The organism is Methylocystis parvus OBBP, assembly GCF_027571405.1.
In the GTDB taxonomy this organism is placed as follows: domain Bacteria; phylum Pseudomonadota; class Alphaproteobacteria; order Rhizobiales; family Beijerinckiaceae; genus Methylocystis; species Methylocystis parva.
This window is the reverse complement of the sequence record NZ_CP092968.1, coordinates 1,570,246-1,582,947: the sequence shown is the minus strand read 5'-3', so window position 1 is coordinate 1,582,947 and position 12,702 is coordinate 1,570,246. Positions and strand designations below refer to the sequence as shown.

Annotated in this window: 13 protein-coding genes; 4 read left to right on the top strand and 9 right to left on the bottom strand. The window is 65.9% G+C overall.

What is annotated here, in order from left to right:
* Positions 1-87: 87 nt before the first annotated feature.
* From MMG94_RS07775 to MMG94_RS07765, 3 genes are all read right to left on the bottom strand, one after another.
* Positions 88-1,119: a hydantoinase/oxoprolinase family protein gene (locus MMG94_RS07775; RefSeq protein ID WP_016922100.1), complete on the bottom strand. Its 1,032-nt coding sequence runs from the start codon at positions 1,117-1,119 to the stop codon at positions 88-90.
* Positions 1,120-1,369: 250 nt separating this feature from the next.
* On the bottom strand, positions 1,370-1,879 hold the full coding sequence (gene fae, locus MMG94_RS07770) for a formaldehyde-activating enzyme (protein WP_026016570.1): 510 nt from the start codon (positions 1,877-1,879) through the stop codon (positions 1,370-1,372).
* 172 nt (positions 1,880-2,051) lie between these two features.
* The gene (locus tag MMG94_RS07765; RefSeq protein ID WP_016920349.1) at positions 2,052-2,942 is read right to left on the bottom strand and encodes an NAD(P)-dependent methylenetetrahydromethanopterin dehydrogenase; all 891 of its coding nucleotides are present in this window, start codon (positions 2,940-2,942) and stop codon (positions 2,052-2,054) included.
* A 381-nt stretch (positions 2,943-3,323) separates the two neighbouring features.
* On the opposite strand from MMG94_RS07765, the gene rpmB reads away from it, so the two are divergent.
* From rpmB to MMG94_RS07745, 4 genes are all read left to right on the top strand, one after another.
* Complete coding sequence (rpmB, locus tag MMG94_RS07760; RefSeq protein WP_016920348.1) at positions 3,324-3,614, top strand: 50S ribosomal protein L28; 291 nt, start codon at positions 3,324-3,326, stop codon at positions 3,612-3,614.
* Entirely contained in the window at positions 3,614-4,186 is a 573-nt protein-coding gene (locus MMG94_RS07755) for a hypothetical protein (protein ID WP_016920347.1), read from the top strand. Before rpmB ends, MMG94_RS07755 begins: the two co-directional genes overlap by 1 nt.
* Before the next feature lie 105 nt (positions 4,187-4,291).
* Complete coding sequence (locus MMG94_RS07750; protein ID WP_016920346.1) at positions 4,292-5,563, top strand: family 1 glycosylhydrolase; 1,272 nt, start codon at positions 4,292-4,294, stop codon at positions 5,561-5,563.
* A gap of 71 nt (positions 5,564-5,634) precedes the next feature.
* The gene (locus tag MMG94_RS07745; protein WP_016920345.1) at positions 5,635-6,645 is read left to right on the top strand and encodes an SDR family oxidoreductase; all 1,011 of its coding nucleotides are present in this window, start codon (positions 5,635-5,637) and stop codon (positions 6,643-6,645) included.
* Here the strand turns inward: MMG94_RS07745 and MMG94_RS07740 are convergent, their stop codons facing one another.
* From MMG94_RS07740 to MMG94_RS07715, 6 genes are all read right to left on the bottom strand, one after another.
* The gene (locus MMG94_RS07740; RefSeq protein ID WP_016920344.1) at positions 6,646-7,209 is read right to left on the bottom strand and encodes a DUF447 domain-containing protein; all 564 of its coding nucleotides are present in this window, start codon (positions 7,207-7,209) and stop codon (positions 6,646-6,648) included.
* Positions 7,193-8,611 carry a DUF6513 domain-containing protein gene (locus MMG94_RS07735; protein WP_016920343.1) on the bottom strand — a complete coding sequence of 473 codons (1,419 nt, stop codon included), beginning with the start codon at positions 8,609-8,611 and terminating at the stop codon, positions 7,193-7,195. The genes MMG94_RS07740 and MMG94_RS07735 overlap by 17 nt, the downstream gene beginning before the upstream one ends.
* Positions 8,612-8,835: 224 nt before the next feature.
* Positions 8,836-9,396, bottom strand: coding sequence for a flavoprotein (locus MMG94_RS07730; RefSeq protein ID WP_016920342.1), 561 nt, complete (start codon positions 9,394-9,396; stop codon positions 8,836-8,838).
* Positions 9,393-10,025: an amino acid kinase family protein gene (locus tag MMG94_RS07725; protein WP_016920341.1), complete on the bottom strand. Its 633-nt coding sequence runs from the start codon at positions 10,023-10,025 to the stop codon at positions 9,393-9,395. The genes MMG94_RS07730 and MMG94_RS07725 overlap by 4 nt, the downstream gene beginning before the upstream one ends.
* A 2-nt stretch (positions 10,026-10,027) precedes the next feature.
* Complete coding sequence (locus MMG94_RS07720; RefSeq protein ID WP_016920340.1) at positions 10,028-11,146, bottom strand: (5-formylfuran-3-yl)methyl phosphate synthase; 1,119 nt, start codon at positions 11,144-11,146, stop codon at positions 10,028-10,030.
* A 218-nt stretch (positions 11,147-11,364) separates the two neighbouring features.
* Positions 11,365-12,684, bottom strand: a complete 1,320-nt coding sequence (locus MMG94_RS07715) for a bifunctional folylpolyglutamate synthase/dihydrofolate synthase (protein WP_016920339.1) — start codon at positions 12,682-12,684, stop codon at positions 11,365-11,367.
* Positions 12,685-12,702: the final 18 nt, after the last annotated feature.

Genomic DNA, 12,702 nt, shown 5'->3' with positions numbered 1-12,702 from the left:
GAAGGCGGGCTTCGTTATCATCGACGACGGCGTCGAGCGCATGGTGGAATCAGGAAGAACTTGGAGACTATTGACTGCACCTCGAAACTAGATTGTCAACAACGCCAGCGCCGCCGCAGGCGCGCAATTGGCCGCGGCGATGCGCAACTCGTCTGAAGCGTCTATCAAGTCAGCGAAATCGCGATAAGCGCGTTTCTGCGTCTGCGCGAGTCGCTGCACGAGCAAGCGTCCCGCCCCGGCGCCGATATAGGGCGCGTCGGGGGCGATGGCGTCACGCGACGCCAGCAGCGCGATCTGGTCCTCGATGACGCGCAGTTGCGCGCGCGCGAAGTGCGCCGCAAGCGCATGAGCCTGAGCGTCGGTCAAATCCGCGCCGTCGCGCCCAACCAGTCTTGCGAGGCGCGCGCGCGACGCCGCGACGGTCTTGGGGCGTCCATCCGCGGTCGGCGACAGATCGGCCGGGTTCTCTCCCTCTCGCAAGTCGCCGAGCACGCGCCGCACATCAGCCATGGAGGCGAAGGCCTCGTTGACCAGCGGCGTCCATTGTCCGCCGATGGGCGCGAGGCGCGCATAGGCCTGCGGGGCGCCGCGCGAAAAGCCCGCATAGGCAAGTTCGCCGCAGGCGAGACGCTCCGCGTCTGCCGCGCCCTGCGCGGCGACGCGGCCGATGCGGATCGGGACAATGTCCGTCGTCGTCGAGCCGATATCGATGAACAGCGCCTCGCCGCAATGCTGCGCGACAAGCTCGGCGCTGGCGCGCCAATTGGCCGAGGCGACGGCGTCGGCTTCGTGGACGATATTCGCGCGCGCGACGAAGCCGCGCGCGCCCGCATAAAATAGGATGTTATCCGCGCCGATCTCGCGCGCGGCGATGGCCGCTACAGACACGACGCCCCGCATGCGATCTTCGAAAGCGTCCGACAGTTCGGCCGTCATGGTGACGCGGTGCCCCTCGGCCGGGCCGAGTTCGGCGAGCGTTTCCAGGATCGGCGTTTCGAGATGCGCGAGGCCGAGATGCGGCGCGCAGGCGCGCTGCGCGACGGCGACGATGCGCCCGTTCTCAGCCCGCGCCGCCTTTACATGCGCGCCGCCAATGTCCCAGCCGATAATCGCAGTCATGCGAATGCCTCGCTCCGCCCTCCCAATGAAATCATAACCGTCTCGACCGTCATTGCGAGTGAAGCGAAGCAATCCAGAGCCACATCACGGCTCTGGATTGCTTCGTCGCTTACGCTCCTCGCAATGACGGATAAGGGCGCGCGCCTCCACCGCCCTGACGCCTGCGGCGTTCGAGGCGCGAGCCAATCACGTCAAAACGAAAAAGGGGAGCCGCAAGGCCCCCCTTCAAAGCTTGGACGAAGCCCGAACCTCAGTTCGGGGCGAAGGGGTGCTTGGCGTCGTTGCGCTTGGCGACGACTTCCGAGGCCTTCGGCTCGCCGGCGACGGCGCGGGCGATGGCTTCCTTCGTGGCGGCGTAGTTGTAGTCCTGGATCTTCTTGTCGTCGTTGGCGTCCCAGTGGATGAACACGCCGACCGAGATGAACAGGTCGTCGGCTTCCTCGACCGGGATGATGCCTTCGGCGACCGCGTCGGCGACGGCCTTGGCGACGCCGTGCTGGGCCGGGCCGAACATCTGGACGGCCTGCTTGGCGCCCTTGATGGTGACCTTGTTGAAGAGGATCGTGTTGGGCTTGCAGAGCAGGTTCGGGGCGACGACCGCGAGAAGGGTCGTGAAGCCGTCCTTGTTGTTGACGAGCGCGTTCGCGAAAGCGAGCTCGGCGGCCGAACCGCGCGGTCCAATGATCAGGTCGATATGCGCCACTTCGTTGCCTTCGCCGACGAGCGACTCGCCGACCAGCATCTTGTTGATCTTCGCCATGTGCGTTTCCTTTCGAAGAAACCTACGCCCCGCCGCGGCGGCGGACGTTTGGGAAAGCGCCGTGCGCACAATTGCGCCGGCCTTGAGAAGCGCCGCGGGCCTTCCGCGGCGCGCACTCAACCAGTTTCGCGTGACTTTGCCAAGACCGACGTCCCGGCCGCCCGCGCTAATATCAAACGAGCTTGCGCGCCAGAGCGAAAGCGTGACGGAAATCGAGGCAAAGCGGCTTGTCGGACTCGACCATCTGCTTGAACAGGCCCGACTCCGCGCCGTATTTGACGTTGCCGATGGCGAGCGCGCCAATGCCGAGCGCGCCATGATCCGAAATCACGACGCCATTGTCGTGCAGGCCGCAGCCCTCGACGCCCAGCGGCGGCACGGCGTTGACGTCGGCGGCGATAAGCAGGTCCTTGGCGGCGGCGAGGTCTTCCTTCGAGAGCACCTGCACGCCGGCGCGCGCTGCGCAGAGCGCGATTTCATGCTTGACGAGCAGATCGCGCACCATTTCCTGCGAGCTGCCGTCGGCCGGGGTCACCTTGATGTTGAAGCGCTTCGACATTTCGTCGGCCTGCTTGGCGACGCGCTCCACGCCCGAATAGCCGACGATCGTGACCTCCGCGCCTTCCAGCGCCGCGATCACCGCGGCGGAATAGCCGACGACGCCCGTCGCGCCGTAAATGACGATCCTGGAGCCCTTCAGCTCGCGCTGCTTCTTGTCCTTGAGGATCTTCTCGGTGCAGGCGACCATGGCGCCCGCGGTGGTGAAGGAGCCATAGGGGTCGGCGAAGAGCGACACCTCAAAGGGCTTCAGCAGGGCCTTCCGCGCGGCTTCGAGCATGTCGAGGGCGAGCACCGCGTCGCGGCCGGCGAAGAAGATGCCGGTCTTCAGCGCGGCGGAGGGGGCGCGGGAGAACATCGCGTCCTGGACGAGGGCGGTGACTTCGTCGAGCGTGACATTGGTGTAGGGAATCGCGGCGTCGTAGCCGGCGTCGAGGGCCATGTTCACGTCGAAGGGGCTCATATGCTTCAAAGTGCTGAGCATATGCAGGATTGCTTTGGCCATTGGAAAATCCCTAACCTTTGTCGTTCTAGCCCGGCGCCGAACAGCGGGCGGGACAGGCTCCGGCTCTGTCAATTTTCGATGATTCCGGGCATGAAGAACGGCGCGGGCGCGCCCGGCCCCGCCCGGAGCGACGATGAGGCTTAGAGCCCAGAACGCCGCCAATGTCCAGAGGCTATCGCGCCGCAACAGGGCCTTTCCCGCCTCCTGAAAGGCGCCCGCTGTTGACGCTGGGCCGGCTTTGCACTTATAAGGCCGGCGAACAGGGCTCGGCGCGAGAGTGGCGAGCCTTTTGTGTCGTTTCCACCCATCCGCTGGCGGCTGCGGGCGCTCGAAGCCCCGCCCTGCGCATGGATTGTCTAAAACGGTTCGAAAGGAAGTTCCATGTCCCGGCGTTGCGAGCTGACCGGCAAGGGCGTGCAGACGGGCAATCTCGTCAGCCACTCCAATCGCAAGACGCGCACGCGTTTCCTGCCCAATCTCGTCAATGTGACGCTCGCCTCCGAGGCGCTGGCGCGTTCGGTGCGTCTGCGCATTTCGGCTGCGGCGCTGCGCTCGGTCGAGCATCGCGGCGGCCTCGACGCCTTCCTGGCCAAGGCGCGCGACGAGGAGTTGTCGCAGGGCGCCCGCGCGCTGAAGCGCGAGATCGAGAAGAAGGCCGCCGCCACGGCGTAATGGCCTCGATCATTCTGGTCCGACATGGCCCCGTCGCCCTGCAGGCGCCGGGGCTTTTGTCGTTTCAGGAGTTTGTCGACTATTGTGAAGCGTATGAGCGAAGCGGCCTCGCCCCGCGGGCGCAGGCGCCGGGCGAAACCGTTGCGCGGCTGCGCGACGTTTGCGCCGCCTTCGCCAGCACGACCATGCGTGCGCGAGAATCGGCCCGCGCGCTCGGACTCGAGCGCGCTGTTTTCGATTCCTGTTTTTCCGAAGAGCCGAATGTCGCGCCGCGTATCGCAGGCCGTTGGCCGCTGATTTTCTGGTTCGCGGCGTCGCGGGGCAGGGGCGCCTATCATCCGGCCGCCGAGCGCGCCCGAGACGCGATGCGCCGGCGCGCGCGAATAGCCGCGCAGATTCTGATCGGCGCAAGCGCGACGGGACCAGCCGCGCTTGTCGGCCATGGCTGGTTCAATCGCGAGATCGCCCGCGCCCTGGCGGAGGACGGCTGGCGCGTCGCTCGCGGAGCGACGCCCTCATTCGGCCGCGTCGCCGCGCCCTGGGGATGCGCCGTCTTCGAACGCGCCTCATAAGACCGGGCCGCCAGAGAACGCGATCCGGAAGCGCCGCCTTGTTGCGGGAGTGATCGCGGTTTTTGCGCCCTATAACTTCCGCTGACGGGCGGCGAGGAGCGCGCGATGACGTATTTCATGTTCAGCACCGGCATCGAGAACAGCTGCCCGACCATCGCGCAGGGACGCAAGCGGGTGGACGAGATGGAGCTCTGCGGCCATTACCGCCGCTGGCGCGAGGACTTCGAACTCGTGCAGGATCTCGGCGTCAAGACGCTGCGTTACGGTCTGCCCTTGCCCATGACGTGGCTTGGCCCGGAGCGTTACGATTGGGAGTTCGCCGATCTCGCTTTTGGCGATCTTCAGGCGCGGGGAATCATTCCCATCGTCGATCTTTGCCATTTCGGCGCGCCGGACTGGATCGGCAATTTTCAGAACCCCGACTTCCCCGAGCTTTTCGCCTGCTACGCGCTCGCTTTCGCCGAACGCTTCCCGGCCTCGCAGCTCTATACGCCGGTCAATGAGATGTATATCTGCGCGACCTTCTCGGCCGCCTATGGCTGGTGGAACGAGCAGCTCACGACCGATCGCGGGTTTGTCACGGCGCTCAAACATATCGTGAAGGCCAATGTCCTCGCGATGCACGCCATCCTCTCCGTGCGTCCGGATGCGATCTTCGTGCAGAGCGAGTCGACCGAGTATTTTCACGCCGAAAATCCCAGCGCGATCGAGCCCGCGGAAACGCTCAATGAGAGGCGCTTCCTTTCGCTCGACCTCAATTACGGCCGGCGGGTCAATTCGGAGATGTTCCGCTTCCTGATGGATAACGGCATGCGGGCCGACGAATATGATTTCTTCATGCGCAAGCATCTCAAGAGTCATTGCATCATGGGCAATGACTATTACGGCCGCAACGAGCACAATGTCACCGCCGCGGGAGCGACGTCGTCCTCGGGCGAGATCTTCGGCTATAACGAGATCACGCGCCAATATTACGAGCGCTACGGTCTGCCGGTCATGCATACGGAGACGAACACCTGCGAAGGCCCTTGCGGCGACGAGGCGGTGCGCTGGCTGCGAAAGGAATGGGCCAATGTGCTGCGCGTCAGAAACAGAGGCGTGCCCATTGTCGGCTTCACCTGGTATTCGCTCACCGACCAGATGGATTGGGACCTCGAGCTGCGCGAGGCGCGCGGCAGGATTTGGCCGGTCGGCCTCTATGATCTCGATCGCAAGCCGCGCGCGGTCGGCGACGCCTATAAGCAGCTCATCGCCGATTGGCGCGAAGTGCTGCCGGCGCAGAGCGTCTGCCTTACCGTGCCGCTCGCGCCTTATGGCCGGAGCGGCGCGGGCGCGGCGGCGCGGCGGCGGGAGGCTGCGATGCCGAAGGCAGGATGAAATCCTTGTAAGCTGTCGCGGTTGCCCGCCGCGTAGACGCGCCGATGTAATGCGCAACTAGGAGCGCGGAAATGGAACGTCTCGACGAGGCCCCTGTCGTCGTCGTCACCGGCGCCTCGGCGGGCGTCGGCCGCGCCGTTGCGGCGGCCTTTGCGCGCCGCGGCTATCGCGTCGCCTTGCTGGCCCGCAGCCCGGAAGGACTGGAGGGCGCCTGTCGCGAGGTGGCGAGCGCCGGCGGCCAGCCCTTCGAACTGGTGGCCGACGTCGCGAAGCCGGACGACGTCTTCGCCGCCGCGGAGGCGGTCGTCGCGCGATGGGGCCGCATCGACGTCTGGATCAACGACGCGATGGAGACGGTCGTGGGTCCGGTCGACATGATCTCCCCGGAGGAGTTCAAGCGCGTCACGGAGGTGACTTATCTCGGCTATGTGCACGGCACGCTCGCGGCGCTGCGGCATATGCGCCAACGCGATGAAGGGCATATCGTCCAGATTGGCTCGGCCTTGGCTTATCGCGCCATTCCTTTGCAGTCGGCCTATTGCGCCGCCAAATTCGCCATTCGCGGATTCACGGATTCGCTTCGCGCGGAGCTTGCGCATGACGAGAGCGGCATTCGCTTGACCATGGTTCAGCTTCCCGGCGTGAACACGCCGCAATTCGACTGGTCGCACATGCATTTCTCGCATCGGCATCAGCCGATCGGCGCGGTGTACGAGCCGGAGGCGGTCGCAAAGGCGATCTTGGGAGCCGTCGACGCGAAGAAGGCGCCCCGGGAGCTGTGGCTGGGATCGCCGACGGTCCAGTCGATCGTCGGGCAGTTCCTCGCGCCGGGTTTTCTCGACCGTTATCTCGGGCGAAACGCCTATGAGGCGCAATTGTCGAATGATCCCGTGCTGCCGGACGATCCGGACGAGCTGCTGGGGCCGGACGATCGAGATCACGGCGCGCGCGGGCGTTTTACGGCTCAGGCCAGGAACGGCATGGTCGCCATCGATCCCGCGCAATTGCGGGCCGGGGCGCTCATGGCGGGAATTGGTCTGCTTGCAGGCGCGTTTTTCCTGGGGCGCGGCACGCGGGCCTGATCAGGCGGCGCCTCGGCGCGCGGCGATTTTTTCCATCAACATATCCCAGGCCTCTCGCTCGGCCTCGCCGGCGGTCTTGTCGATCGCGATCTTGAGATAAGCGATTTCGCTGTCGATCTTCTCGCGCGACAGGCGATCGAGCCGGGTCGTGAGGATCGCGGCTTCGAGCACGGCGGCGCGGGCGCGGTTCATGCCGAGAAACGGCCGATGCGATTCGACGTGCGTCACCCGGCAGAAGAAACGTGGGCGCACCTCGTCTTCCTCCACGCGCGCAATCTCCAGCTCCGCATGGGCGAGCGCGCAGGAAAGCCTTGGCGCGGGCCAGCCTTCTATGTCGGTCAACGGAAAGCCGTGGCCGCCGGCGACGAGGCTCGCGAAGATGCGCGCGTCGTCGGTGAAGCTCGCCGTGAGTTTTGCGCTGTGCTCGAGATTGAACAGCGTCTTGGACGGACGGAACGGCGCGGCGATCCAGAAGTCGCCTTCCTCGATCAGCCCCAGCGGCGCGATATGCGGACGGCCTTCCGGCGAGAGCGTCGTGAGGACGCATTCATGAATCAGCGGCATTCCCTTTTCCCTCGCCCGCCTTGCGCATGGTGTGGCCCATTTCCTTGAAGCGGGTCGCGTCTTCTTCGTTGATTTCCGTCGCGACGCCAAAGTCGAGCGGCTCGTCCTGCCGGTAGCGCTTGCCGAGCTTGTAGGCGAGTTCCGCCTTCATCAGCTCCGCGCCCAGATAGAAAGCGTGCGCGCCGTCATGCGCGACATTGAGATGCGGAAAGAGCGACATGGCGTCCTGTTCGACGCAATGAAAATTGCGGGCGAATATGTGCACGCCGTCGCGCGTGACGTCGATGCGGAAATTCGTGTCGCGCAATTCGCGCGCAAGCTCCGCGATTTCGTCCGGCGTCGCCGCATAAGGCTTCCTGTCGTGCACCTGCAGCAGCGCGTCGCTATAGCCTTTCGGCAATGCGCGGTCGGCGCGCGCGGCGTACATGAGACGGCGGGCTGCGTCGTGCTCCTGCAGCGTGCGGCGCGTATGCGGACTCACCTGCACGGTAAGGAGATGACGGATGTTCAGCTCCGAGCAAATGCCGAGCATGGCTGCGGTGACGCCCGCCGAATCGGCGTCGGTGAGTTCGGTGAGGTTGCCCGTGCCCATCATGATCTCGGCCTCCGGCTCGCGCGCGCGCATTTCGACATAGCGCGCGATCGAGGCTGCGAGGCCGAAATGGACGGGGTCGAGGATGGGGTCGAGAATGAAGTCGACGCCCCGCGCGCGGGCGATGCGAGCGGCGCGCTGAAGCGAATCCAGATCGCCATGCGGGCGCGGCACGAGGATCGGCACAAGAGGCGAGCCGTCCGGCAGGATCGACAGCGTTTCCTCGTCGAGGCTGAGCAGATGATCGGCGCCCGCCTTCGCCGCGCGCGTCAATTCCGAGACATTCGCCGAGTCGATCGAGACCTTCAGCCCCTGCGCCTTCAGCGCGGCGATCGTCTCTTCCATATGATCGAAGGGCGTGTCGGGCAGGCAACCGAGGTCGATAACGTCGGCGCCGTTGCGGGCAAGCTCCCGCGCCTTGGCGACGACTTCGGCGACGCTCATCTTCGAGGCGTCGACGATCTCGGCGAAGATACGCATGTCGTAGCGCGAGAGGTCGGGTTTCGCGCCGCCGCGGCCGAGATATGCGGGCAGGTCCGCGATTTCTTCCGGCCCACGCTCGAAGGGCACGCCGAAATCCCTGGTCAGCGCGTCGAGATCCGCGCGGCAGCGGCCGGGCAGGATCACGCGGTCGGCGTCGACCGGGCGCGGCAGGCGGCGCTGGATGATCTCCTGCGTCATCAGCGCAGCGACCTTCACGCCGATATCGTGGATGCGCCAATCCTGCGCGGCCTCGCCGATGCCCGCCGCCATCCGCTCCAGGCGCGGAAGCGCCAGGTGGCCGGTGAGGAAGAGAAGGCGCTCGGTCATGCCTGTGCTTTCCTGGCGAAGTCTTCGTGCGGTTGCGGCTAAATGCGTTTTTTCAACCGGGGTGTCGACCCCCACCCCGACCCTCCCCCTTTCAGGGGGAGGGAGCAGAGGCGTCGCCAGCGTTCCCTCCCCCTGAAAGGGGGAGGGCTAGGGAGGGGGTCTAACCCGGCCATTTGGTCGAAGCTAGCCGCCAGCATGAAGGAGCGGCTCGTCACGCCCTGGCCTCAACCCTGCTCCGCCAGCTCCCGCTTGCGCCGCTCCACGGCCTCGACGAGCGCAGCTAAGCTTTCCACCACCTGAGTCGCCTCGAAGGATTTCAGCCTGTCGGTATTCTCCAGATCGATGCGGCGCGGATAGACCATGACCATGCCCTTGGGCGCGCGCGTTTCCAGCTCCGGCGCGGTGTCGCAGGCGAAGACGATGGTCGGCACGCGGCATTTGCCGGCCTGGGCGAAAACATTTGTCGCGAGGTTATCCGAAATGCCGACGACGGCCTTGGCGACGGTGTTGGAGGTCGCCGGGGCGACGACCAGCGTATGATAGACGTTGTAATAGAAATTGCCGACGGGGGCGGCGCTCGCCGTCGTGTCCTTGAAGATTCGGATCGTGTCCGGCAGATCGAGATCGTGCTTGTACATGCGCACGACTTCCGCCGCCGCCTTGCTGACGAAGAGATCGCAATGATCGAGCGAGCGGATCATGTCGAGGCATTCCGTGAAAAAATGTCCGGAGCCGGTGAGCGCCCATCCCCAGCGCGGCGTGATGACGTCTTTCTTTTTTGTCATGAAGCGATCTTCTGTGTTTGCGAGACGACGGGCGCACCGGGCGACAGGCCGCCGGCGAGACGCGCGCCAGCGTCAGGAAGCGTGCGCGGGCCGGCGACATAAACGGGCGTTCCGCCGACATAGTCGGGAAAGGCCGGATCGACAATGCCGGCCGAGGCGAGGCTTTCCAAAGCAGAATTGGCGCCGATATCGACGCTTTTGATCATCAGCAAGGCGTCCGCGCCCGTTCGACGCGCGAGCCACGCGGCGAGGCTGTCGGAGGTCACGTTCCATTGCGACGCAATGTCGCGCGCGGCGCCGACCATTTTCGAGGCGCGCCAGAGCGCGATGCGGCCCTCGGCGTGGATCGCGTCGATCTCCTCGCGGGTCGCCGCGAGGTCGAGATCGAAGAGGTCCGCGAGCGCCAGCGCATATTGCTCCATGGCGAGCACGGCCATGGCGTGCGCCGTCTCGTCCGAATAAAGCAGTTTTGGCTGAGCGGCGCGCACCGCGTCGGCGAAGGGGCCGCCGCCGCTCACTAGCGTCAGACGATGCGGCCAGCGCTTCAGCGCGTCGATCCAACGGGCGAGATTGGGCGAGTCGTGGAGACTGCCGCCGATCTTGGCGACGAGGAGCGGGCGCGTCATCATGATCAGCTTGGCTTCGAGCGGCGCGAGTCGGCGTGGCGCTCGCGTCGGATCTTCACGCCGACGGCGCCGGGCGCGACGTCGAGCTTTTCGACCTGCACCGTTACGGAGCGCACGCGTTCGTGCAGCAGCACGCTCTCGGCGAGACGCTCGGCGATCGTCTCCACCATCGCGATATGTCCGCCGGAGAGGATCATTTTGATCGCGTCCATGATGACGTCGTAGGAGAAGACCGCGCGCATGTCGTCGGAAACTTCGATGCGCGTCACCTCTGCGTCGACATTGAACCGCACGCGTTGCGTATGGCCATATTCATGGGCGTAGGCGCCGACTTCCATCGGCACGATATAATCATGCAGGAAGACGCAGTCCGTATCGTTGACGCCCGGCGGCTCGATGAAGCCGCGCGCGATGAGCGACCATTCGGCGGCCATCTCCTCCACGAGGTCGCGGCGCGTGGGGATGAGGTCGCGAATGAGTGCGACGGCCGGCGCGGAGAGCGCGCTCTTGCGGTCGCCATGCGCGCAGAGGGCGCCGCGAAAGCCGATGACGTCGGCGCCCGTGACGAGGAGGCGCGGCACGTCGGGCGGCTCCAGCGCGCCGGCGAGGCCCGCGGCGAGGCGCAATTCTCGGCATTGCTCGGTGAATTCGGAAAGCGCGCCCACCGTCATGATATCGATGAGCCGGCCATTTTCCTTATGCGCCGTGTCGAGCATGGCGCCGTGAAAGCCGGCCCGGGCAAGCGCGGGCAGGCGCGCGAAATCCGGCCGCAGATCGGCGAAGAGCACGGCCACCAGCTTGACGCGCTCGGCGAGGGGCGCGAGCGCGGCGGTCATCTGGTCTGCGTCAGGCGTCGCCGGCAGCGCGAATTTCACATATTCGACGCCCGTCTTGATCGCGTCCTCGAAAGCGCGGCGGGCCTGGGCGACGTCATGCGGCAGGTCGACGACCGCGCTCACCGGGCGGCGTCTGTTGACGCCGGCGACGATTTCCGCGACCTGTTCCAGCGGCAGCGCGCCGAGGGCGCCGCGCGCAGGGTCCTTGCAATCGATGATGTCGGCCCCATAGGCGAGGGCGGTCTCCGCCTCTTCGCGCGACAGAACGCTGGCCAACATCAAGGTCATTTATTCGGGCTCCAGAGAAAAACGGCCGGCGACTTCCTCTCCCGCTTGCGGGAGAGGGCGGCCCCTGCGTCAGCAGGGGTCGGATGAGGGCCCTCCATATACGCTCTCGTCACTTCTGTGAATTGCGCAGCGGCCGACGATCTCACGCAGGAGGACGCCAATGCCTCCCCGTGAAGGGGAGAGATTCGCTCACGCCCGGCGTTCAGACGCCCGCGAGCCTACTCGATCTGCGACCCATTGGCCGACAGCACCGCCGCCGCGAGATAGAGCGATCCCGCGATCAGCACGCGCGGCGGCTGGTCGAAGGGACGCGCCGACAGGATTTTCAACGCCTCTTCGACGCTGTTGGCGGCGGCGGTCGAGGGGATGCCCTCGGCCTTGGCCAGCGCCGCCACTTCTTCGGGCGGCCAGCTCTTATGCTCGCCCTCGACCGGCACGGCGACGACCTCGCGGGCGAGGCCGGCGAAATGCTTGAGCAATGCGCGCACGTCCTTCGTCGTCTGCGCGCCGCAGATCAAAGCGAGCGGGCGCGGCGAGCGGTCGTGGAACTCGGCCATCGCTTCGGCCAGAACGCGGCCGCCGTCTTCATTGTGGCCGCCATCGAGCCAGACCTCGGCCCCCGCCGGCGCGAAATCGACGATCTGACCGCGCAGCAGGCGCTGCAGGCGTGCGGGCCATTCGGCGCGGGCGAGGCCCGCCTCGATGGCGCTTGCGGGAATTTCCGGCGCGACGGCGCGCAAGGCGGCGATCGCGTTGGCGGCGTTCTGATGCTGGTGGCGGCCGGGCAGGCGGGGCAGAGGCAAGTCGAGCAGCCCGCGCTCGTCCTCGAAGACGAGGCGGCCATTCTCTTCCCGCACATGGAAATCCTGACCCGCGACGACGAGCGGGGCCCCGGCGCGCCGCGCCTCGCGCTCCAGAACCCTCTCCGCAGCTTCCGACTGGAAACCGATGATCGCCGGGGCGCCGCGCTTGAAGATTCCGGCCTTTTCAAAGGCGATCTTTTCCACTGTATCGCCCAGAAATTCCATGTGGTCGAGCGAGACGGACGTGACGATCGTCGCCTTCGGAGTCTTGATGACGTTGGTCGAATCGTAACGGCCGCCGAGCCCCGTCTCCAGCAGCAGCCAGTCGGCCGGATTATCGGCGAAAAGCGAGAAGGCCGCGGCCGTCGTCACCTCGAAAAAAGTGATGGGCTGGCCGCCATTGGCGTCTTCGCAGCGCTCCAGAACGGCGGCGAGGCGTTCGTCGTCGACGAGCTTGCCGCCGCCTTCCGCGCCGAGGCGGATGCGCTCGTTGAAGCGGATAAGATGCGGCGATGTGTAGACATGGACCTTCTTTCCCGCCGCCTCCAGCATGGCGCGCAGGAAGGCGATGGTCGAACCCTTGCCGTTGGTGCCCGCGACATGGATCGTTGGGGGCAGGCGCAGATCCGGGCGGCCGAGCGCCTCGAGCAGCCGCTCGGTGCGGCCGAGCGACAGGTCGATCTTTTTCGGGTGAAGCGTAAGCAGTCGCGACAGGATCGCGTCATGCTGATCCATGGCGGCGGCGCCTTCCTT